The sequence below is a fragment of the Ruegeria sp. ABF4_144 genome, from assembly GCF_056160045.1.
This window is the reverse complement of the sequence record NZ_JBSWWK010000001.1, coordinates 2894623-2917478: the sequence shown is the minus strand read 5'-3', so window position 1 is coordinate 2917478 and position 22856 is coordinate 2894623. Positions and strand designations below refer to the sequence as shown.

Here is a 22856-nt window from a genome sequence, read left to right as displayed (position 1 = left end):
ATGGAAGAATATACTCTTTTAAGGCAGTTCGCGGATAGCTGGATGCTGCTTGTGCTGTTCATCTTCTTTGTTGGCATCATCATCTGGGTGTTCCGACCCGGTGCCAGCAAAGAATACAAGGACACCGCCAATATCCCGTTCCGGCACCAAGACAAACCCGCCGAATCTGAATCTAAGGAGGCGCGGCAATGAGTAAACCATCTGAAAAACTGCCGGGCGATCCAAACACAACCGGACATACCTGGGACGGCATCGAAGAATTCGACAACCCGATGCCGCGTTGGTGGCTGTGGACCTTCTACGCCACTATTTTCTGGGGCGTGATCTACACGATCATGTATCCGGCTTGGCCATTGGTTCATTCTGCGACAGCCGGTGTTCTGGGCTGGTCCACGCGTGAGGATGTGCAGCAGGAAATGGTGAGCTTCGAAGAAGCGAACGCACCCTGGAACGCCAAGCTGGTTGAAACACCGCTGGAACAGATCTCGGCCGATGCCGAGCTACAGCAATACGCGGTGAACGCGGGCGGCGCTGTGTTCCGCACCTGGTGTGCGCAATGCCACGGCTCGGGTGCACAGGGAGCAACCGGCTTTCCGAACCTGCTGGATGACGCTTGGCTGTGGGGCGGTTCGCTCGAAGATATCGAGCACACCATAGCCCACGGTATTCGGAACGAGGAAAGCGACGATGCACGCTATTCCGAAATGCCGGCCTTTGGAGAAATTCTCGAAGGGGAAGAGATCACTCAGGTGGTTCAGTACGTCATGTCGCTGACCAATGCGCAGACCGACGATGCGGCGGCGCAGGCGGGCAAAGTTGTTTTCGAAGACAACTGTGCGGCCTGTCACGGCGAAGACGGTAAAGGCGATGTCTTCCAGGGCGCGCCGAACCTGACCGACGCGATCTGGCTTTATGGCGGTAGCCAAGAGGCTCTGACCGAGACGGTCACCTATAGCCGCTTTGGTGTGATGCCCGCTTGGGAAAACCGTCTGACCGATGCGCAAATCCGCGCCGTCACCGCCTATGTTCACCAGCTTGGTGGTGGTCAGTAAGGTCTAAGGAATACCTTCGGACGGTTCGCCGCCCGAAGGTTGAGGCACCGGCTGTTCCATCTGTTCGCGCGTTTCCTGAACAGCCGGTGCTACAACTCCAAACTAGTGTTCCGCCCCGACTGGGTCCAGAGGACTTGTCACTTTGGGCGTGCAGTTGTGACGCGCAAGCTTACCTTCCACCATGGATCATCTTTCAACCGCTTTTTCGGTTCGTTGAGTGCCTCGATTTGTGTGGCGACCATGAAGGTCTTGGCGAAAACGGACAGCATCTGACCTCTCCTTCGTTTGACTCCAAATTGGGTTCAGGATTGATCTGCAGGCGCGGAAATGCGACTCAATTGAAAATTGAACGTGTAAGCAGGATTTACATATGGATTGGTTGAAGATGCCGCCGTTAGCGTCGCTGAAGGCTTTTCATGCCTTTTCGGAAACGGGGAACGTGGTGCAGGCAGGGACTTTGTTGAATGTCAGCCACGCTGCCATCAGCCAGCAATTGCGCGCGTTAGAGAAACATCTGGGTGCAGCACTATTGGATCGAAGCGGAAAATCCATGACCCTGACCCCCGAGGGCGAGAGGCTGGCCCGCGCCCTGCATCTGGGATTTGGCGCCATCGGCGATGCGGTGGCTGATCTATTGCACCTGACCGAGGATCGACCGGTTCACATTTCGCTGACCGCGTCTTTTGCGGCTTCTTGGCTGATGCCGCGTCTGCCTGCCTTTCAGCTCGAACATCCCGATGTTCCTCTGGTGCTGGACCCGTCGCCCGAACTTGTAAGCCTTCGGCCGGGCGGGGTAGATGTCGCGATCCGTTATGGGGATGGGAACTGGCCCGGCCTGACGTCGGAGCTTTTACTGCAAAGCCCCATCGTGATCGTCGCTGCGCCCTCTTTGCTGCAGGGCAGGGCGTCAATGACCCCGGAGGAGCTAAGCCAACTGCCCTGGCTTGAAGAGCTTGGCACCACCGAGGCGACCTCGTGGCTTGCCCAGCGGGGGGTCGAACACGACCTCCGCGCAGGGCGTATTGTGCTACCGGGAAACCTCGTGCTCGAAGGTCTGCGGGCCGGGCAAGGGGTTACTGTCACCGCGCGGCATTTTGTCGAGCCGGACATAAAAGCGGGCCGCCTTGTCGAGCTATTTTGCGAACCCGGCCAACAGGGCTATCATATAGTTACCAGCGACGCCCCGCTGCGCCCCGGAGTCAAGGTTTTTGTGACGTGGCTCAGGCGGCAATCTGGTCGCATGTGACAAAAGGTGTCTGTGCGATGCGCTTTTGACCCATGTCAAAGTGGGGCCCGTTGTGATCTGGGACAAGACGCCTAAAAAACAGCCACATCTGGAGCCAGCTCGTGAGCGAATCCGACCCAGCCCCCAGCCTTTATGCTGCTAGGGAGCCCATCTTTCCCCGGCGCGTGTCCGGTCCTTTTAGAAACCTGAAATGGATCATCCTCGCGGTCACATTGGGGATTTACTATCTGACACCTTGGATCAGGTGGGACCGCGGCCCCAGCTTGCCGGATCAGGCGGTACTGCTGGATTTGGCGAATCGTCGCTTTTACTTCTTCTGGATCGAGATCTGGCCGCACGAATTTTATTTCGTTGCGGGCCTGCTGATTATGGCAGGTCTCGGGCTGTTTCTTTTCACCTCGGCTCTTGGGCGCGTTTGGTGCGGCTATGCTTGCCCGCAGACCGTGTGGACCGACCTTTACATTCTGGTTGAACGCTGGATCGAAGGGGACAGAAACGCCCGTCTGCGTTTGCACCGGCAGGAAAAATTGGATCTCCGCAAGGCCCGCTTGCGTTTGACGAAGTGGACCGTTTGGCTGTTGATCGGCGTGGCTACTGGCGGTGCCTGGGTATTCTATTTTGCGGACGCGCCGACACTGGCCCGCGATTTGGTCACCGGCAACGCCCATCCGGTTGCCTACACGACCATTTTGATTCTGACCGGCACGACTTTTCTGTTCGGCGGGTTCGCTCGCGAGCAGATTTGTATCTATGCCTGCCCATGGCCCCGTATTCAGGCCGCGATGATGGACGAGGATACTCTGGTCGTTGGCTACCGCGAATGGCGCGGTGAACCGCGCGGCAAGGGTAAGCGGACAGCGGATTCCGAGTTGGGCGACTGCATCGATTGCATGGCCTGTGTGAATGTTTGCCCTGTAGGGATTGATATTCGCGACGGACAGCAGCTGGAATGTATCACCTGCGCCCTGTGTATCGATGCCTGTGATGACATGATGGCCAAGATCGGCAAGCCACGCGGTCTGATCGACTACATGGCGCTGAGTGACGAGACCCGCGAACGTGCGGGCCAACCGCCCAAGAATGTCTGGAAACATATCCTGCGGCCGCGGACGATCATGTATACCGCCCTGTGGTCTCTGGTTGGCTTTGGCTTGCTGTTTGCGCTGTTCATCCGTTCCGACATCGATCTGACCGTGGCACCAGTGCGCAACCCGACCTTCGTAACCCTGTCCGATGGCACCATCCGCAACACCTATGATGTGCGTCTGCGCAACAAACATGGTGAGGATCGACCGTTCGAGCTGTCGCTGACTGGTGATCCGGCGCTGCAGCTGCAAATTGAAGGTGTCGAGGGCAATACTGTTAATGTCACGGCAGATACGGCACAATTGACGCGAGTTTACATCATTTCCGCAAAGGGAACCGGACCTTCGGCTGCGGACACTACTCCGGTGCGCATTTGGGTCGAGGATGTTGAAAGTGGTGAACGTGCCTATAAGGACACTACGTTCAATGGACGAGGAAACTAAGATGGCTGAGCGTCAGTTTACCGGAAAACACGCTTTGGCGGTGTTCGTCGCCGCCTTTGGTGTGATCATCGCTGTCAATCTTGTGTTGGCCTATAGCGCGGTGAAGACCTTTCCGGGGCTTGAAGTGAAGAACTCGTATGTCGCTAGTCAGGAGTTCAACGAGCGTCTGCAGGAACAGCAGGCGCTGGGCTGGCACATCCGTGCCGAGGTTTCGGGCGGTCTGCTGATCCTGCACATCACCGACAAGACCGGTGCTCCGGTCGAAGTGGCAGAGTTGCAGGCGGTCGTTGGCCGTGCGACCCATGTGAAAGAGGACTTCTCGCCCGATTTCACCTTTGACGGTCAGGCTTATGCAACCCCGGCGGCTTTGGGCGAGGGTAACTGGAACATTCGTCTGGTCGCCAAGGATCATGACGGCGCGAAGTTTGCGCAGCGCGTGCCGCTGTATGTGAAGGGGTGATTGGATGACGGCGCAGCTTACATCCGGTACGGCGGCCTGCCCGGGATGCATTGCCAGCCCTGCAGAACCGGCGCGCCCCATTCCGCAGGATGTGCAGATTGCGTTGTCCCTGCCGGGTATCCATTGCTCGGCTTGTATCGCCACGGTCGAACGTGAGCTGAACGCCCATCCCGGCGTGGAAGATGCGCGAGTGAACCTGACCCTGAAACGCGCGATGGTCAAAGCGGCTCCCGATCTACGCGCCGCCGATCTAATCCCGGTGCTAGAGAATGCGGGTTTCGAGGCGCATGAGCTGGACCCCGGCGCCCTGTCGGCCACGCAGGCGGACAAGGCGGGCCGCGATCTGTTGATGCGCCTAGCGGTGGCCGGGTTTGCCTCGATGAACGTGATGCTGTTGTCGGTGTCGGTCTGGTCGGGGGCCTCGGATGCCACGCGCGACATGTTCCACTGGATCTCGGCAGCGATTGCGCTGCCCGCGATTGCCTTTTCCGCGCAGCCTTTTTTTACCAACGCCTGGAGCGCCCTGCGCGTGCGCCGCCTGAACATGGACGTGCCGATTGTGCTGGCCATTGTGCTGGCGCTGGTGACGTCGCTGTGGGAAACCGCGCTCAGTGGTGAACACGCCTATTTCGACGCGGCGCTGACGCTGACCTTCTTCCTGCTGGCGGGCCGCTATCTGGATTACCGCACCCGCGCCGCCGCCCGATCCGCGGCCGAAGAATTGACGGCGCTTGAAGTGCCTCGCGCTATTAGGCTGGTCGATGGGGCCGAAGAAGAGGTCGCCGTGGCCGCGCTGGCCGTCGGTGACCTGGTCCTTGTCCGGCCCGGTGGCCGTATGCCGGTGGATGGTGAAATCGTATCCGGCCAGTCGGAACTGGATCGCTCTTTGCTGACCGGGGAAACCCTGCCGGTCTTTGCCGAGGCTGGCCTGACTGTCAGTGCCGGTGAGGTCAACCTGACAGGCCCCCTGACCATCCGGGCAACAGCGGTGGGCGAGGATACTTCGCTGCACCGCATGGCTGATCTGGTCGCCATCGCTGAATCGGGGCGGTCGCGTTATACCTCGCTGGCTGACAAGGCGGCTAAGCTTTATGCGCCCGGTGTGCACATCCTGTCGGCCATCAGCTTTCTGGGTTGGTATATCTATTCCGGCGATATCCGCACCGCGCTGAACATCGCCGCTGCCGTTTTGATCATCACATGCCCTTGTGCGTTGGGTCTGGCCGTACCTGCGGTGACCACGGCAGCCTCGGGGCGGCTGTTCCGCAAGGGGATGCTGATCAAGCACGCCACCGCGCTGGAACGTCTGGCCGAAGTGGATACGGTCGTCTTCGACAAAACCGGTACGCTGACCTCGGGCACGCCCGAACTGACCAATCTGGGCGATCATTCCCGCGCGGACCTTGAGATTGCTCTGGCATTAGCCGAGGCGTCTTCGCATCCGTTGTCGGCGGCACTGACCAAGGCTGCACGGAATACCGGGATCAAACCGGCCAGCCTCAAGGATGTTACCGAAGTTCCGGGCTATGGCACCGAGGGCAATTGGCGCGGCCAGCGGGTGCGCCTGGGTCGTGCGGCATGGACCGGCGCAGAAGAGGGCAACCAAACCGCAGCCTGGCTGTCGGTTGGTGGACAACCCCCTGTTTCTTTCCTGTTCACGGACAGCCTGCGCTCCGGCGCGGCCGAGGCGGTTCAGGCTCTTCGCGATGCGGGCAAGGACGTCATCCTTATTTCCGGTGACACGCAGGGCGCGGTGCAGGCGCTGGCTGCAAAGCTGGGGATCGAAAACTGGGTCGCGCAAGCGTTGCCACAGGATAAGGCAGCCCGCGTGCAGGAGCTAAGTGATCAGGGCCGTCGCGTTCTGATGGTCGGTGATGGTTTGAATGATACGGCGGCACTGGCAGCAGCACATGTGTCGATCTCTCCGGCCTCGGCACTGGATGCGGCGCGGGTGGCGTCGGATATCGTGCTACTGGGCTATGATCTTGCCCCGATCGCGGATGCCTGCGATACGGCTGTGAAGGCGACCAAGCGGATTCGTGAGAACTTCCGCATCGCCACCGTGTATAATATCATCGCGGTACCGCTGGCCGTAATTGGCTTGGCCACACCGTTGATCGCGGCACTGGCGATGTCGACCTCGTCCATCACCGTGTCCCTTAACGCCTTGCGCCTGAGGTAACTGATTTGGAAGTACTGGCCTATCTGATACCGATTTCCCTGCTTTTGGGTGGGGTTGGCCTTGTGGCGTTTATCTATACGGTTCGATCAAACCAGTATGATGATCCCGAAGGTGATGCGCGCCGTATCCTGAACGACGAATGGGACGACAAGCCCAGGCCCTGACGGCCCTTGAAATTGCCGCAATGCCCGGTTATGTCCGGCCCATCCGCTAGCAGAGAGAACCAAGCCAAATGGCAACTATGAATCCGATCCAGTTCATTCAGCAAGTCCGCGCCGAAGTCTCAAAGGTCGTTTGGCCGACCCGGCGTGAAGTTCTGCTGACCACGGTCATGGTGTTCATCATGGCGGCGCTGACGGCCGTGTTCTTTGCGCTGGTGGATCTGGCCATTCGCGGCGGACTGCAGGCGATTCTGGGCGCGTTCAGCTAAACCGGTTTGGGCAGGCGGAAACGCCACTGCCCCCTTGCACACCGCGCGATGTCAGAGTAGGTGACGCGGTACTATTCGGAATGGGCGTGCGGCGATTCGGGCTGCGCGCCGCTTTTTATTCCGGGTGATGCGATAGAATTTCAATGACGGTGCTGCGGCAACCCGTGCGCACCGAAGACAAACAAGGACGACAGGTTCATGGCGAAACGGTGGTACTCGGTCAGCGTTCTTTCGAATTTCGAAAAGAAGATCGCAGAGCAGATCCGCACGTCCGTGGCCGAGCAGGGCCTTGAGGACGATATCGACGAGGTTCTGGTGCCCACCGAAGAGGTGATCGAAGTGCGCCGGGGCAAGAAGGTCACGACCGAACGCCGCTTCATGCCCGGCTATGTGCTGGTGCATATGGAGATGTCGGATCAGGGCTACCACCTTGTGAACTCGATCAACCGCGTCACCGGTTTTCTAGGCCCGCAAGGCCGCCCGATGCCGATGCGTGACGCCGAGGTGAACCAGATCCTCAACCGCGTTCAGGAAGGCGAAGAAGCGCCCAAACTGATGATCAGCTTTGAGGTCGGCGAGAAGGTCAAGGTCAACGACGGCCCGTTCGAGGATTTCGACGGTATGGTCGAAGGCGTGGACGACGAGAATCAGAAGCTGAAGGTTTCGGTTTCGATCTTCGGTCGCGAAACCCCGGTCGAGCTGGACTTTACCCAGGTGACCAAGCAGAGCTGATTGAACCTGCAGCGAGATTCGAAGCGCCGCGATGCCTTGGGCAACGCGGCGTTTTTTTGTTACAAACCAGTTCTAGCGGCCGAAGGCAAAGGGCAGGTTACTTCGGTGGCAGGGAAGGAACTGTGTAGCTATGGCGGTCCGGGGATCAGTTCATTTTGTTGAAGGGCTGTCAGAATGTCGAGGATTGTCGACGGGCTGAAATCCACCGATCCGTCAAGAAAGACACCCAGCCCACCTTCTCCGATCTCTTTCGGGCCGCCATTGTCGTAAACCGGATCGAGTGAAGCGAGCTCTGCTGGCAATTCCGGACACAACGGGGTTTCGTTCAAAACAAGGTCCACAGCGGCCAGCATCAATTCCTTAACAGAGTCCAGAGTGTCGTCCTTCAGAAGTTGCTCGCGCTGTTCTTCAGGGGCCGTAAGTGTAAGATCAATGAGTTTGAAATAAGCACAATTGTCGCGCAGCTCGACGGTCGCCGCAGTGGACATATTCGCCAGGATGGCTCTTTTTTGTTCGCCCCGCTGAAAGTCGCGCTCGCTGGTTCGGCTGCATTCGAAGATTGTGATGGTTACATCCCCATTCAAGTCAATCGCGTCGTCTTGGGCATTGAGGCTTAGGTCATCCAGCCGGGCCTGCAGGCCGCAATTGTCGATGATCGCGTTGTCAGCCAACCGCTCTGGCACAGTTTCTTGTATCTCTCGGAGGTCGAGAAGGGCGTTCACCCCGATCCGTGTCGGGGCAGCGGCAGTGATTTTCAGGTCCAACGTGTAGGGGAGCTTTGTTTCGCGCACCGGCAAGGTGGCGTCGATCAGAAAGTTCACCTCTTGAGCGCTAGGAGCGCGAACGCCAGGAACCGCTGCTGCCAAGACCAGGATCATGAACCAATGTCTCATTCAGCAAACTCCAAAACACCAAGCTCCTTTAGGCCCGCAAGAACTTTGACGATTGTCTCGGCGCTGACATCAGCCGATCCGACAACTGCGGCTCCCATCCCGCCCGGAGCAATTTCGCGTGTGCCGCCGGATTCGTAGATCGGGTCGAGAACGGTGAATTCTTCGGGCAGTGGCGGGCAGACCGGGTTGGCGGCCAAAAACTCTCCACCCTTTTCAAGCACGGCTTCGTTGATGCGGTTGGTTAAACCAAAAAGATTGCTGACGGCGCCGATAAAGCCACGAGGGTTGAGGTCAACATTTTCGATACTGAATGTCAGGCACTGGCCTTTGACTTCCGCCTTGGCGACAGCAACGGCATCGACTGTAGCCCCAAAATAACGAATGCCAGCTTCTTCACGCCGGTTGCACCTGGTAAATTGAGCGCGGGCCGAACCCTCGACCTTTACAGTATCCCCTATGGCGGTGACATCGCGGACCTCAAGATAGATCTGACGTTTGCAGCTTTCTTCCAGAGGGCCAGTCAGAATCTGCGGCGCCTTTTCCTGCAATCCACGCAGGTCCGTGAACGCCCTTATTCGCAACCGTGTGGGGCTGGCTTCTTCAAGGCCACTGTAAACCGTGAAGGGAACGGGAATGTCGCGTAGGGGAACTTCCTTGGTCAGTTTTATCTGAAACCGACCGGCATAGGTGGCAGGATCAATTCCCGTCGTGGCGGTTGACGCGGGACTGTTGAACCCGTTGGATTGGCCGGTTGTCTCGGACGCAGCGTCCTGATCCTGAGCCTTGCTGCCGCATCCCGGCAGCATCGCCAGGAAAACGCAGATCAGTAGCCCCTTGTTCAGCCGAGATGATGCCATCCCCGATCACCTCTTTTGCAATCAAGCAGTTCCAAGATACCCACCTTGTTCTCTGGTGCAACTTATGTATTCAAATAAATTATTCTGTTTGGCTGTTTCTAACTGACACTTGGGTCGGGCCAAGACGAAAAGGGTCAATTGGGAATACGGTGACATCCACTTGCCAACCCCATCGTTCCCCTGTAAATGCCGCCTCTATCGTCTTCGGGCGAGATTCTCTCGTGGGAGGTTGCTGGGATCGCGATCCCGGATCGGACCACGCAACATAAACCGGGTGGAACGCGTTTCACCTACGTTGAAAGGAAAACCAAATGGCCAAGAAGCTTGCTGGTACAATGAAACTGCAGGTTCCTGCAGGTCAGGCGAACCCGTCGCCGCCAGTTGGTCCGGCGCTGGGTCAGCGCGGCATCAACATCATGGAATTCTGCAAGGCGTTCAACGCCAAGACCGCAGACATGGAGCCCGGCGCTCCGTGCCCGACCGTGATCACCTACTATCAGGACAAGTCCTTCACCATGGACATCAAGACGCCGCCCGCGTCTTACTACCTGAAAAAAGCAGCTGGTCTGAAGCCGGTCGGCAAGCGTAACCGCCCCCGTGGCGCGGAGAACCCCGGTCGTGAGACCGTGGCCACCGTGACCTCAAAGCAGGTTCGTGAAATCGCCGAAGCCAAAATGAAAGATCTGAACGCCAACGACGTCGAAGGCGCAATGCAGATCATCCTGGGCTCGGCCCGCTCCATGGGCATCGAGGTGAAGTAAGATGGCAAAACTCGGTAAACGTACCCGCGCTGCGCGCGAAGCTGTCGCTGGCAAGGAAAACCTGTCGGTCGAAGAAGCAGTTGCCCTGGTCAAAGCCAACGCAACCTCGAAGTTCGACGAGACTATCGAAATCGCGATGAACCTGGGCGTTGACACCCGTCACGCAGACCAGATGGTTCGTGGCGTTGTCGGTCTGCCGAACGGCACCGGTAAAGCGATGCGCGTTGCTGTATTCGCTCGTGGCCCCAAGGCTGACGAAGCAAAAGAAGCAGGCGCAGATATCGTTGGCGCAGAAGACCTGATGGAAACCATTCAGGGCGGCACCATCGAATTCGATCGCTGCATTGCTACCCCTGACATGATGCCGATCGTCGGTCGTCTGGGTAAAGTTCTGGGCCCCCGCAACCTGATGCCGAATCCCAAAGTTGGCACCGTGACCATGGACGTGAAAGCAGCCGTGGAAGCAGCCAAGGGCGGTGAAGTTCAGTTCAAGGCGGAAAAAGGCGGCGTTGTGCACGCTGGCGTTGGTAAAGCGTCGTTCGACGAAGCCAAGCTGGCCGAAAATGTCCGTGCTTTCGTCTCGGCTGTGGCCAAGGCCAAACCGTCGGGCGCCAAAGGCACCTACATGAAGAAAATCGCACTGAGCTCGACCATGGGCCCGGGCGTGACTCTGGACGTGGCTGCTGCTGCGGGCGAATAAGCCTTAGCTTCAGTTGCAAAGATTTGATCCCGGGTGGTGCGAACTGCCCGGGATTTTCTTTTGTGAAATGCTTGCGAGTTAAGGCCTTTCAACGGTTTTGAAAGGCGATCTGCAGCCGATCCCCCAGCCGCTGTCGCCTGTCTTCCTCGTAGGGGCTGCAGCGATGATCGACGTGCCACGACGCAAGCCAGTCTTTCAGCAGACGCCCGCGGATGCAGAAATCCAGTATTCCCATATGGATCGGGTGCCGATAGCGGCGAAAGAACATGTCCTTGTTCAGTTTCAGGATGCCGCTGCGGTCTACGTCGGGCGGCTCGGCGTCGCGGAAAACATCTGACTTGAGAAAATCGACAATGTCATAAACGGCGAGCTTCTCGCGCATCTCGGTGAAGTCCAGTCCGATCATCTCACCTTTGCCGACAATCAGGTTCTGGCCGTGAAAGTCGCCATGCGAAAACACCCGCGTATCGGGGATGCCTTTCAGATTCAGCGCAGACTTTTCCAGAATTTCCGCCATATGCCCGCCTGTTGCCCGGATGTGCGGCGGCACGGATTGCTGCAGCTCGTAGATGGCGTCGATCATCCAGCGCGGCCGAAACGCATACTCGGTGGACGGCCGGCAGCTATGCAGGTCGTGCAGCCACGCCCCGGCGCGGCGGTAGATCCGGGCGACCTGATCGTCGTCTTTACTGTTGTGGATCACGTCCGCTGCGGTGGGACGATCTACGAATTCGGAGACGAAGAACATGCCCCCGGGCGACAGGTAATAAGGGTGCACAGCGCGCGAGGTCTCGAATTGCAAAAACTGCTGCGACAGTTCGGTCAGCAACTCAAATTCTCGCTGTAATCGGCCAGAGGCCGGAGACAGCGTGTCTATTTTCAGTGCGTAATCCTGTTGCTTGCCTTTGATCCTGAGAACCATACGCGTGTCGGCAAAGTCATGTGATCGGTACACGCAGTCGAAATGCAATACTTCGTCAGCGGTGTGTTGTGTGGAAAACTCATGCACGCAAGAGGCCGCGCGTGCTCTTTCTTCATCGGTTATTGGCAACATCGAAGGGAACGCACCATGCCTCGGGTAGTTTAGTTGGCTGCGATCACAGGACCGGAGTTCACGCACTCTGTCAACGAGAAGAGGGGTTTTAGCAGGGCCGTTCTTGCACCGTAGCTAGGTGTAAGCCGCAAGCTGGGAAATATACAAACACAGTTGAATGTGTAACAGCCGCCATGAAAGAGGCAAAACGGGAAAAACAATCCCTGGGTGTCTCCCCTTTCCATGGGCCGGGCTCTACTGGTTCCCAAAAAGAGCTATGAGATATCAAATGACACTAAACACAGTGATGGCCGCTGTGATTGGTGGAACGATTTTCCGGTCTGGCTGTGCATATAACAGTCCGGAATGGAATACTGTGCGGAAAAGGCAGAAGAGCGCGGCGACTTCGCCATGGATCGACTGAATTTCGCGAATACACTTTTCAGCGCCGATGATGACGCCTGCACGTTCATAATCGGGAATTTTTCTGGCTACCGTGAGACCTTCGCGTTTGTGGGAAATTCGCTTCTGGCGAACGACTACAGCCCAGCAGGCGGTTCAAAAAAGGGCCTGAAGTACAAAAAGGGTGATCAAGGTTTTTTCGTTTATGGATACTATAACGGCCAGGCCGGTCAATCCGTGGTGTCGATCACCCGGGAGAATTGAACGAATTGACGGGGAATCGGCAAGCAAGCTTGTTTAATTTACCTCTTGGAAACCCCGGTCATCTGCCCTAAAGAGAGCTGCGGAGTAAAGCGTGCGATTCGTCGTGCGCTTTATTTCGTTTCGTCCAAGACGGTGGGTGGGTCCATATGGCCCCTTAATTCCCTGCCTGAGACGGGTAAGACCAAAGAATTCTGAGGGTCACGATCCTCGGGCGAGTTTTGGCCAATCCCGTAACAACGGACCTGAACGCCGGGGCGCAAGCCACGGCAAATATGAGCCGGGATGTCTGACATCCCAAACTTGGAGAGAACTGTGGATAGAGCCCAGAAAGAGAAAGTGGTCGAGGAACTCGGCCAAATCTTCGAAAGCTCTGGCGTCGTAGTGGTTGCCCACTACGCCGGTCTGACAGTTGCCGAGATGCAGGACCTTCGCGCACGTGCTCGTGACGCGGGTGGCTCCGTGCGTGTTGCCAAAAACAGGCTCGCCAAAATCGCCCTTGAGGGTAAGCCGTGTGAAAGCATGGCCGACCTGCTGACAGGGATGACCGTTCTGACCTATTCCGAGGACCCTGTGGCAGCAGCCAAAGTGGCCGAGGACTTCGCCAAAGAGAACCAAAAGTTCGAAATCCTTGGCGGTGCAATGGGCGAGAACGCTCTGGACCGGGCTGGTGTTACAGCCGTGTCGAAAATGCCGTCGCGTGAAGAGCTTATTGCTACGATCGCTGGTATGCTTGGCGCGCCTGCTTCGAACATCGCCGGTGCAATTGGCGCACCTGCAAGCAACATCGCAAGCATCCTTTCCACCATCGAAGAGAAGGCGGAAGCTGCGTAAGCGGTTGGCACTGAATGATCTGCGTAGGGTGAACACCCTGACGTTGGAACACACACTGTAAACGGAAAGAGCTGATAAAATGGCTGATCTGAAAGCACTCGCAGAAAGCATCGTGGGTCTGACCCTGCTGGAAGCACAAGAACTGAAAACCATCCTCAAAGACGAATACGGCATCGAGCCCGCAGCAGGCGGCGCAGTTGTCATGGCTGCTGGTGGCGACGCCGGCGGTGCAGCTGAGGAAGAAAAAACCGAATTCGACGTCGTTCTGAAGAACGCCGGCGCATCGAAAATCAACGTCATCAAAGAAGTTCGCGGCATCACCGGCCTGGGCCTGAAAGAAGCCAAGGAACTGGTCGAAGCCGGCGGCAAGATCAAAGAAGGCGTGGACAAAGCAGAAGCAGAAGACGTCAAAGCCAAGCTGGAAGCAGCTGGCGCCGAAGTCGAGCTGGCCTAAGCTTAGTCTCTGGTGCATCGCTGATGCGCCGAAACATTTGGCTGGGTCCGGAGAAATCCGGGTCCAGCCGAACCTGTCTTAGAAAGGGCCTCATGGGTTGGGGCGTTTTCTTAGACGCGGTTCTCGGATCGGGAGGCTGCCTTCGGGACGGTGGCCATGAATTGATCCGGACGTGTCGTCTCGAATGTGCAAGATGCCGGGGCCCGACGGTGTCTTTGCCCGCTGAGAACATCGAAAGGTGACATCTGACATGGCTCAAACGTTCCTTGGCCAGAAACGTCTTCGTAAATATTACGGCAAAATCCGCGAAGTGCTGGAGATGCCGAACCTCATTGAGGTCCAGAAATCTTCTTATGATCTTTTCCTGCGCTCCGGCGATGCAGAACAGCCCACTGACGGCGAAGGCATCAAAGGTGTGTTCCAGTCGGTTTTCCCGATCAAGGATTTCAACGAAACCTCCGTTCTGGAGTTCGTGAAATACGATTTGGAAAAACCCAAATACGACGTCGAAGAGTGCATGCAGCGCGACATGACCTACAGCGCGCCGCTGAAGGTTACTTTGCGTTTGATCGTATTTGATGTCGATGAGGACACTGGCGCGAAATCGGTTAAAGACATCAAAGAACAGGACGTGTTCATGGGCGACATGCCCCTGATGACGCCGAACGGTACGTTCATCGTGAACGGCACCGAGCGTGTGATCGTGTCCCAGATGCACCGTTCGCCCGGTGTGTTCTTTGACCACGACAAGGGTAAAACCCATTCCTCGGGCAAACTGCTGTTTGCCTGCCGCATCATCCCGTATCGCGGCAGCTGGCTGGACTTTGAGTTCGACGCCAAGGACATCGTGTTCGCCCGTATCGACCGTCGCCGTAAGCTGCCTGTGACCACCCTGCTGTACGCGCTGGGTCTGGATCAGGAAGCGATTATGGACGCGTACTACAACACCGTGTCCTACAAGCTGGACAAGAAGAAGGGCTGGGTCACACCGTTCTTCCCCGAGCGTGTGCGCGGTACCCGTCCGACCTATGACCTGATCGACGCGAAATCCGGTGAAGTGATTGCCGAAGCGGGCAAGAAAGTCACCCCGCGCGCGGTCAAGAAACTGATCGAAGAAGGCGTGGTCACCGACCTGCTGGTTCCGTTCGATCACATTGTCGGCAAATATGTCGCCAAGGACATCATCAACGAAGAAAACGGCGCTATCTATGTCGAAGCGGGTGATGAGCTGACCCTGGAATACGACAAGGACGGCGACCTGATCGGCGGCACTGTCAAAGAACTGATCGATGCCGGTATCACCGACATCCCGGTTCTGGACATCGACAACGTCAATGTCGGCCCCTACATGCGCAACACCATGGCCGCAGATAAGAACATGGGTCGCGAAACCGCGCTGATGGACATCTACCGCGTCATGCGCCCGGGTGAGCCGCCCACCGTCGAGGCTGCGTCGGCCCTGTTCGACACCCTGTTCTTCGACAGCGAGCGTTATGACCTGTCCGCCGTTGGCCGCGTGAAAATGAACATGCGTCTGGCTTTGGATGCGCCGGACACCCTGCGTACCCTGCGCCGCGAAGACATCGTGGCCTGCATCAAGGCGCTGGTTGAACTGCGTGACGGCAAAGGCGACGTGGACGATATCGACCACCTCGGCAACCGTCGTGTGCGTTCGGTCGGCGAACTGATGGAAAACCAGTACCGCGTTGGCCTGCTGCGCATGGAGCGCGCGATCAAAGAGCGTATGTCGTCGGTCGAAATCGACACCGTCATGCCGCAAGACCTGATCAACGCGAAACCGGCTGCTGCTGCTGTTCGTGAGTTCTTCGGCTCGTCGCAGCTGTCGCAGTTCATGGACCAGACCAACCCGCTGTCTGAAGTCACCCACAAACGCCGCCTCTCGGCGCTTGGCCCGGGTGGTCTGACGCGTGAGCGTGCGGGCTTTGAGGTGCGCGACGTACACCCGACCCACTATGGCCGGATGTGTCCGATTGAAACGCCCGAAGGTCCGAACATCGGTCTGATCAACTCGCTGGCCACCTTTGCCCGCGTGAACAAGTATGGCTTCATCGAAACACCCTACCGCGTCGTCAAAGACGCCGAGGTGACCGACGAGGTTCACTACATGTCCGCGACCGAGGAAATGCGTCACACCGTGGCGCAGGCGAACGCGACACTGGATGCGGATGGCAAGTTCATCAACGATCTGGTTTCGACCCGTCAGGCCGGTGACTACACCCTCGCCCCGCGCGAGAATGTTGACCTGATCGACGTGTCGCCGAAACAGCTGGTCTCGGTCGCTGCATCGCTGATCCCGTTTCTTGAAAATGACGACGCCAACCGCGCTCTGATGGGCTCGAACATGCAACGTCAGGCGGTTCCGCTGCTGCGCGCCGAAGCGCCGCTGGTCGGTACCGGTATCGAGGAAAAGGTTGCGATCGACTCGGGTGCTGCGATTCAGGCGAAACGCGCCGGTATCATCGACCAGGTCGATGCCCAGCGTATCGTTATCCGCGCTACCGAAGATCTGGAACTGGGTGACGCTGGCGTTGACATCTATCGTCTGCGCAAATTCCAGCGGTCTAACCAGAACACCTGCATCAACCAGCGTCCGCTGATCAAGGTGGGTGACACCGTCCAGAAGGGCGAAGTCATTGCCGACGGTCCGTCCACCGATATGGGCGAACTGGCGCTTGGTAAGAACGTGGTCGTCGCGTTCATGCCATGGAACGGTTACAACTACGAAGACTCGATCCTGATCTCGGAACGTATCGCGCGTGACGACGTCTTTACCTCGGTCCATATCGAGGAATTCGAAGTCGCCGCCCGTGACACCAAGCTGGGCCCGGAAGAGATCACCCGCGACATCCCGAACGTCGGTGAAGAAGCGCTGCGCAACCTCGACGAGGCGGGCATCGTTTACATCGGCGCGGATGTTGAGCCAGGCGATATTCTGGTCGGCAAGATCACTCCGAAGGGCGAAAGCCCAATGACCCCGGAAGAAAAGCTGCTGCGCGCCATCTTTGGTGAAAAAGCATCTGACGTGCGCGACACCTCGCTGCGCGTGAAGCCGGGCGATTACGGTACGGTGGTTGAGGTCCGCGTCTTCAACCGTCACGGCGTCGAGAAAGACGAGCGTGCGCTGCAGATCGAGCGTGAGGAAGTCGAACGTCTGGCCCGTGACCGGGACGACGAGCTGGCGATCCTGGACCGCAACATCTATGCGCGTCTGCAAGGCCTGATCCTGGGTAAAACCGCAGTCAAAGGCCCGAAAGGCGTCAAGGCAGGGTCGGTGATCACCGAGGAACTGCTGGAAACCCTGACCCGTGGTCAGTGGTGGCAGCTGGCGCTGGAAGGCGAGCAGGACGCACAGATCGTTGAGGCTCTGAACGAGCAGTACGAAGTGCAAAAGCGTGCTCTGGACGCCCGTTTTGAAGACAAGGTCGAGAAGGTCCGTCGTGGCGACGACCTGCCGCCGGGTGTGATGAAGATGGTCAAAGTCTTCATCGCCGTGAAGCGCAAGCTGCAGCCGGGCGATAAGATGGCCGGTCGTCACGGGAACAAAGGTGTGATCTCCAAGGTTGTTCCGATGGAAGACATGCCGTTCCTGGCCGATGGTACTCCGGTTGACTTCTGTCTGAACCCGCTGGGCGTGCCTTCGCGTATGAACGTCGGTCAGATCCTTGAAACCCACATGGGTTGGGCCGCACGCGGTCTGGGTCTGAACATCGACGATGCTCTGGGTGAATACCGCCGGTCCGGCGATCTGACCCCGGTGCGCGAAGCGATGAAGCTGGCCTACGGCGAGAATGTCTACGAAGAAGGCATCACCGGTCTGGACGAGGATGGCCTGATCGAGGCTGCGGGCAACGTGACCCGCGGTGTTCCGATCGCAACCCCGGTCTTTGACGGTGCCAAAGAGGCTGACGTCAACGACGCGCTGGTGCGTGCGGGCTTCTCGGAAAGCGGTCAGTCGATCCTGTTCGACGGCCGTACCGGTGAGCAATTTGCGCGTCCGGTGACCGTGGGCATCAAGTACCTGCTGAAACTGCACCACCTGGTGGACGACAAGATCCACGCGCGTTCGACCGGGCCGTACAGCCTGGTGACCCAGCAGCCGCTGGGCGGTAAGGCGCAGTTCGGTGGTCAGCGCTTTGGTGAGATGGAAGTCTGGGCTCTGGAAGCTTACGGCGCCGCCTACACCCTGCAGGAGATGCTGACGGTGAAATCGGATGACGTCGCCGGCCGGACCAAGGTCTATGAGTCGATCGTCAAGGGCGAGGATAACTTTGAAGCGGGCGTACCGGAATCGTTCAATGTTCTGGTTAAAGAAGTCCGTGGCCTCGGCCTGAATATGGAACTCCTGGATGCGGAGGTTGATGAGTAATCAATGAACTGGGTTGGGGAGCTTCCAGTATGGACTGGTGTCCTAGGAGCTTACCTGAGTGGCTGCCTTATAATTGCGTCAATTCAATATGCCCCGCACAGCACCTCAACCCTGTTCAAGATTCTAAGACCGATACTTTTTCTTTTTGGAGGGTTCGCCTTCCTAGCGTCGGTCCAAATCATCTTCTTCTAAATCCCCTAAGAAAGGGACTTTAAATGAACCAGGAAATCACCAACAACCCGTTCAACCCGCTGACGCCCCCGAAGGTTTTTGACGAGATCAAGGTCTCGTTGGCGTCGCCCGAGCGGATCCTGTCTTGGTCCTATGGTGAGATCAAGAAACCCGAAACCATCAACTACCGGACGTTCAAGCCTGAACGTGACGGTCTGTTCTGCGCGCGTATCTTTGGCCCGATCAAAGATTACGAATGTCTGTGCGGCAAATATAAGCGGATGAAGTATCGCGGCGTTGTCTGCGAGAAATGCGGTGTGGAAGTCACCCTGCAGAAAGTCCGCCGTGAGCGTATGGGCCACATCGAACTGGCCGCGCCCGTCGCACATATCTGGTTCCTGAAATCGCTGCCGTCCCGCATCGGTCTGATGCTGGACATGACGTTGCGCGATCTGGAACGCGTTCTGTACTTTGAAAACTATGTCGTTATCGAGCCCGGTCTGACCGACCTGACCTATGGCCAGATGCTGACCGAAGAAGAGTATATGGACGCGCAGGATGCCTATGGCATGGACGCGTTCACCGCGAATATCGGTGCTGAAGCCATTCGTGAGATGCTGGCCCAGATCGATCTGGAAGCCGAAGCCGAGCAGCTACGCGCTGATCTGGCCGAAGCCACCGGCGAACTGAAGCCCAAGAAGATCATCAAGCGTCTGAAGGTTGTTGAATCCTTCCTCGAGTCGGGCAACCGGCCTGAATGGATGGTGATGACCGTGATCCCGGTCATTCCGCCGGAACTGCGCCCGCTGGTTCCACTGGATGGTGGCCGTTTCGCGACCTCGGATCTGAACGATTTGTATCGCCGCGTTATCAACCGGAACAACCGTTTGAAGCGCCTGATTGAGCTGCGCGCGCCTGACATCATCGTCCGTAACGAAAAGCGGATGCTGCAGGAATCCGTTGACGCTCTGTTCGACAACGGCCGTCGTGGCCGCGTGATCACCGGCGCCAACAAGCGTCCGCTGAAATCGCTGTCGGACATGCTGAAAGGCAAGCAGGGTCGCTTCCGTCAGAACCTTCTGGGTAAGCGCGTCGACTTCTCGGGTCGTTCGGTCATCGTGACCGGTCCGGAGCTGAAGCTGCACCAGTGTGGTCTGCCCAAGAAGATGGCGCTGGAACTGTTCAAGCCGTTCATTTACTCGCGCCTTGAAGCCAAGGGTCTGTCTTCGACCGTGAAACAGGCGAAGAAACTGGTCGAGAAAGAACGTCCCGAAGTGTGGGATATCCTCGACGAGGTGATCCGCGAACACCCTGTCATGCTGAACCGTGCGCCGACGCTGCACCGTCTTGGCATTCAGGCGTTCGAGCCGGTTCTGATCGAAGGCAAAGCCATTCAGCTGCACCCTCTGGTCTGTTCGGCCTTTAACGCCGACTTCGACGGCGACCAGATGGCCGTTCACGTCCCGCTGAGCCTTGAGGCCCAGCTGGAAGCGCGTGTTCTGATGATGTCGACGAACAACGTTCTGTCGCCTGCAAACGGCGCACCGATCATCGTTCCGTCGCAGGATATGATCCTGGGTCTGTACTATGTGACCTTGGAACGCGAAGGCATGCCGGGCGAAGGCAAAGTGTTCGGTTCGATCGACGAAGTTCAGCACGCGCTGGATTCCGGCGAAGTGCACCTGCACTCGAAAATCACCGCGCGGATCACGCAGATCGACGATGAAGGCAACGAAGTTCAGAAGCGTTATGAAACCACTCCGGGCCGTCTGCGCCTGGGTGCGTTGCTGCCGATGAACAACAAGGCGCCGTTCGAGCTGGTCAACCGCCTGCTGCGGAAGAAAGAAGTGCAGCAGGTGATCGACACCGTCTACCGCTATTGCGGTCAGAAAGAGTCAGTTATCTTCTGTGACCAGATCATGTCGATGGGCTTCAAAGAAGCGTTCAAGGCGGGCATCTCGTTCGGTAAGGACGACATGGTCATCCCCAACGACAAGTGGGGCATCGTCGATGACACCCGCGGTCAGGTGAAAGACTTTGAACAGCAGTACATGGACGGCCTGATCACTCAGGGCGAAAAGTACAACAAAGTTGTCGATGCCTGGTCGAAGTGTAACGACCGCGTCACCGAGGCGATGATGAGCACGATCTCGTCGTCGGATCGGGCAGAGGACGGCTCCGAGCAGGAACCGAACTCGGTCTACATGATGGCTCACTCCGGTGCGCGTGGCTCGGTTACTCAGATGAAACAGCTGGGCGGTATGCGTGGCCTGATGGCCAAGCCGAACGGTGACATCATCGAGACGCCGATCATCTCGAACTTTAAAGAAGGTCTGACCGTTCTCGAGTATTTCAACTCTACCCACGGTGCCCGTAAGGGTCTGTCGGATACCGCTCTGAAGACGGCGAACTCGGGTTACCTGACCCGTCGTCTGGTGGACGTGGCGCAAGACTGTATCGTCCGTGAGATCGACTGTGGCACCGAGCGTGCGATCACTGCCGAAGCAGCCGTGAATGACGGTGAGGTTGTCGCCTCGTTGGCTGAACGTGTGCTGGGCCGTGTGGCAGCTGACGATGTTCTGCGTCCGGGCACCGATGAGGTGATCGTGGCCGCAGGTCAGCTGATCGACGAACGTATGGCCGACACCATCGACGAAGCTGGTGTTCAATCGATGCGCATCCGCTCGCCTCTGACTTGTGAGTCCGAGGAAGGTGTCTGTGCAACCTGCTACGGTCGTGACCTTGCACGCGGAACCATGGTGAACACAGGTGAAGCTGTCGGCATCATCGCCGCTCAGTCGATCGGTGAACCCGGTACACAGCTGACCATGCGTACATTCCACATCGGTGGTGTTGCGCAAGGTGGTCAGCAGTCGTTCCAGGAAGCCAGCCAGGAAGGTGTCGTATCCTTCGAGAACCCGCAGATCCTGGTCAATGCTGGAGGCGAAAGCCTGGTCATGGGCCGGAACATGAAGCTGGTGATCAAGGACGAACATGGCGAAGAGCGTGCCAGCCACAAGCTGGGCTACGGCTCCAAGCTGTTTGTCAAGGATGGCACCAAAGTAGCCCGTGGCGACAAGCTGTTCGAGTGGGATCCCTACACCCTGCCGATCATCGCCGAGAAGGCCGGTACTGCGAAATACGTTGACCTTGTTTCGGGCCTTGCTGTCCGCGATGAGACCGACGAAGCAACCGGCATGACCCAGAAGATCGTGATCGACTGGCGCGCCGCCCCCAAAGGCAGCGACCTCAAGCCCGAGATCATTCTGGTCGGCGAAGATGGCGAGCCGGTCCGCAACGATGCGGGCAACCCGGTTCACTATCCGATGTCGGTGGATGCGATCCTGTCTGTCGAAGACGGTCAGCAGGTTGAAGCTGGTGACGTTGTTGCGCGTATCCCGCGTGAAGGCGCCAAAACCAAGGACATCACCGGTGGTCTGCCGCGTGTGGCCGAACTGTTCGAAGCCCGCCGTCCGAAAGATCACGCGATCATCGCAGAAGCCGATGGTTACGTGCGCTTTGGCCGCGACTACAAGAACAAGCGCCGCATCAGCATCGAACCGGCTGACGAGTCCATGGAGACCATCGAGTACATGGTACCCAAGGGTAAGCACATCCCGGTCGCCGAAGGGGACTTCATCCAGAAGGGTGAATACCTGATGGACGGTAACCCGGCTCCGCATGACATCCTGTCCATTATGGGTGTCGAAGCGCTGGCGGATTACATGATCGACGAGGTGCAGGACGTCTATCGTCTGCAGGGCGTGAAGATCAACGACAAGCACATCGAGGTCATCGTGCGCCAGATGCTGCAGAAGTGGGAGATCCTGGATTCAGGCGACACCACCCTGCTGAAAGGCGAACACGTCGACAAGCAAGAGTTCGACGCGGCCAATGAGAAGACCATCGCCCGCGGTGGTCGTCCGGCACAGGGCGAGCCGATCCTCTTGGGGATCACCAAGGCCTCGCTGCAAACGCGTTCGTTCATCTCGGCGGCGTCGTTCCAGGAAACCACTCGCGTGCTGACCGAAGCTTCGGTTCAGGGCAAGAAGGACAAGCTGGTTGGCCTGAAAGAGAACGTCATCGTTGGTCGTCTGATCCCCGCCGGTACCGGTGGAGCTACTCAGGCGGTGCGTCAGGTTGCCCAGTCGCGCGACAACGTCGTGATCGAAGCTCGCCGGGAAGAGGCCGAAGCGGCCGCTGCCCTGGCCGCGCCGATGATGGACGACGACATGGTCGGTGATGAGCTGGACGTTCTGGTGGAAACACCGGAAAGCCGCGAGTAGGCGCACTAGCATAAATTCAGGAAAGGCCCTGCGGAAACGCGGGGCCTTTTCTTATGTGAAAGAGTGCCAGAAGGTGATTTGTTGCGGGGGCTCTATCCAATTCCAATGGCGGCATTGAGCCCTTTGTGACCGATGCTGCAAGCACCACGAAGGATTGCTTTACCGTTGGAGGATTGATGTTCTAGC

20 protein-coding genes are annotated in these 22856 nt (G+C 57.9%); 16 read left to right on the top strand and 4 right to left on the bottom strand.

Going from position 1 to position 22856, the window contains the following annotated elements:
• The gene (locus ACXAGD_RS14575) at positions 1-192 is read left to right on the top strand and encodes a cbb3-type cytochrome c oxidase subunit 3 (protein WP_475211569.1); all 192 of its coding nucleotides are present in this window, start codon (positions 1-3) and stop codon (positions 190-192) included.
• Positions 189-1052 (top strand): cytochrome-c oxidase, cbb3-type subunit III, encoded by an 864-nt coding sequence (ccoP, locus tag ACXAGD_RS14570; protein WP_475211567.1) that lies wholly within the window; start codon positions 189-191, stop codon positions 1050-1052. The genes ACXAGD_RS14575 and ccoP overlap by 4 nt, the downstream gene beginning before the upstream one ends.
• A 137-nt stretch (positions 1053-1189) precedes the next feature.
• Here the strand turns inward: ccoP and ACXAGD_RS14565 are convergent, their stop codons facing one another.
• Positions 1190-1321: a hypothetical protein gene (locus tag ACXAGD_RS14565; RefSeq protein WP_475211566.1), complete on the bottom strand. Its 132-nt coding sequence runs from the start codon at positions 1319-1321 to the stop codon at positions 1190-1192.
• Positions 1322-1422: 101 nt separating this feature from the next.
• Between ACXAGD_RS14565 and ACXAGD_RS14560 the strand changes: the two genes are divergently transcribed.
• From ACXAGD_RS14560 to nusG, 7 genes are all read left to right on the top strand, one after another.
• Positions 1423-2298 carry a LysR family transcriptional regulator gene (locus ACXAGD_RS14560; RefSeq protein WP_475211565.1) on the top strand — a complete coding sequence of 292 codons (876 nt, stop codon included), beginning with the start codon at positions 1423-1425 and terminating at the stop codon, positions 2296-2298.
• A 101-nt stretch (positions 2299-2399) separates the two neighbouring features.
• On the top strand, positions 2400-3827 hold the full coding sequence (ccoG, locus tag ACXAGD_RS14555; protein WP_475211563.1) for a cytochrome c oxidase accessory protein CcoG: 1428 nt from the start codon (positions 2400-2402) through the stop codon (positions 3825-3827).
• A gap of 1 nt (position 3828) precedes the next feature.
• A complete protein-coding gene (locus tag ACXAGD_RS14550) occupies positions 3829-4287 on the top strand; it encodes a FixH family protein (protein ID WP_475212602.1) in 459 nt (152 codons plus the stop codon).
• A gap of 4 nt (positions 4288-4291) precedes the next feature.
• On the top strand, positions 4292-6469 hold the full coding sequence (locus tag ACXAGD_RS14545) for a heavy metal translocating P-type ATPase (RefSeq protein WP_475211561.1): 2178 nt from the start codon (positions 4292-4294) through the stop codon (positions 6467-6469).
• A gap of 5 nt (positions 6470-6474) precedes the next feature.
• Positions 6475-6633 carry a cbb3-type cytochrome oxidase assembly protein CcoS gene (ccoS, locus tag ACXAGD_RS14540; protein ID WP_475211559.1) on the top strand — a complete coding sequence of 53 codons (159 nt, stop codon included), beginning with the start codon at positions 6475-6477 and terminating at the stop codon, positions 6631-6633.
• 68 nt (positions 6634-6701) lie between these two features.
• On the top strand, positions 6702-6899 hold the full coding sequence (gene secE, locus ACXAGD_RS14535; RefSeq protein WP_170328797.1) for a preprotein translocase subunit SecE: 198 nt from the start codon (positions 6702-6704) through the stop codon (positions 6897-6899).
• 198 nt (positions 6900-7097) lie between these two features.
• Positions 7098-7631 (top strand): transcription termination/antitermination protein NusG, encoded by a 534-nt coding sequence (gene nusG, locus ACXAGD_RS14530; RefSeq protein ID WP_170415591.1) that lies wholly within the window; start codon positions 7098-7100, stop codon positions 7629-7631.
• A 128-nt stretch (positions 7632-7759) separates the two neighbouring features.
• Here the strand turns inward: nusG and ACXAGD_RS14525 are convergent, their stop codons facing one another.
• Together ACXAGD_RS14525 and ACXAGD_RS14520 are read right to left on the bottom strand one after the other, a co-directional pair.
• Positions 7760-8524: a hypothetical protein gene (locus ACXAGD_RS14525; protein ID WP_475211558.1), complete on the bottom strand. Its 765-nt coding sequence runs from the start codon at positions 8522-8524 to the stop codon at positions 7760-7762.
• The gene (locus ACXAGD_RS14520; protein WP_475211556.1) at positions 8521-9381 is read right to left on the bottom strand and encodes a hypothetical protein; all 861 of its coding nucleotides are present in this window, start codon (positions 9379-9381) and stop codon (positions 8521-8523) included. The genes ACXAGD_RS14525 and ACXAGD_RS14520 overlap by 4 nt, the downstream gene beginning before the upstream one ends.
• Before the next feature lie 311 nt (positions 9382-9692).
• Between ACXAGD_RS14520 and rplK the strand changes: the two genes are divergently transcribed.
• Positions 9693-10142: a 50S ribosomal protein L11 gene (gene rplK / locus ACXAGD_RS14515; RefSeq protein ID WP_010440985.1), complete on the top strand. Its 450-nt coding sequence runs from the start codon at positions 9693-9695 to the stop codon at positions 10140-10142.
• 1 nt (position 10143) lies between these two features.
• On the top strand, positions 10144-10842 hold the full coding sequence (gene rplA, locus ACXAGD_RS14510; protein WP_475211555.1) for a 50S ribosomal protein L1: 699 nt from the start codon (positions 10144-10146) through the stop codon (positions 10840-10842).
• A gap of 88 nt (positions 10843-10930) precedes the next feature.
• On the opposite strand, the gene ACXAGD_RS14505 is transcribed toward rplA, so the two are convergent.
• A complete protein-coding gene (locus ACXAGD_RS14505; RefSeq protein WP_475212600.1) occupies positions 10931-11764 on the bottom strand; it encodes a phosphotransferase family protein in 834 nt (277 codons plus the stop codon).
• 477 nt (positions 11765-12241) lie between these two features.
• Here ACXAGD_RS14505 and ACXAGD_RS14500 point away from each other — a divergent pair, with 477 nt between their 5' ends.
• The 5 genes from ACXAGD_RS14500 (at position 12242) to rpoC (ending at position 22670) form a co-directional block, all read left to right on the top strand.
• Positions 12242-12541 (top strand): hypothetical protein, encoded by a 300-nt coding sequence (locus ACXAGD_RS14500; RefSeq protein WP_475211554.1) that lies wholly within the window; start codon positions 12242-12244, stop codon positions 12539-12541.
• 312 nt (positions 12542-12853) lie between these two features.
• Positions 12854-13372, top strand: coding sequence for a 50S ribosomal protein L10 (gene rplJ / locus ACXAGD_RS14495; RefSeq protein ID WP_170375385.1), 519 nt, complete (start codon positions 12854-12856; stop codon positions 13370-13372).
• A gap of 79 nt (positions 13373-13451) precedes the next feature.
• The gene (gene rplL, locus ACXAGD_RS14490; RefSeq protein ID WP_008204003.1) at positions 13452-13826 is read left to right on the top strand and encodes a 50S ribosomal protein L7/L12; all 375 of its coding nucleotides are present in this window, start codon (positions 13452-13454) and stop codon (positions 13824-13826) included.
• A gap of 250 nt (positions 13827-14076) precedes the next feature.
• Positions 14077-18213 carry a DNA-directed RNA polymerase subunit beta gene (gene rpoB, locus ACXAGD_RS14485; protein WP_475211553.1) on the top strand — a complete coding sequence of 1379 codons (4137 nt, stop codon included), beginning with the start codon at positions 14077-14079 and terminating at the stop codon, positions 18211-18213.
• A 215-nt stretch (positions 18214-18428) separates the two neighbouring features.
• On the top strand, positions 18429-22670 hold the full coding sequence (gene rpoC, locus ACXAGD_RS14480; RefSeq protein ID WP_475211552.1) for a DNA-directed RNA polymerase subunit beta': 4242 nt from the start codon (positions 18429-18431) through the stop codon (positions 22668-22670).
• The last annotated feature ends 186 nt before the right edge of the window (positions 22671-22856 follow it).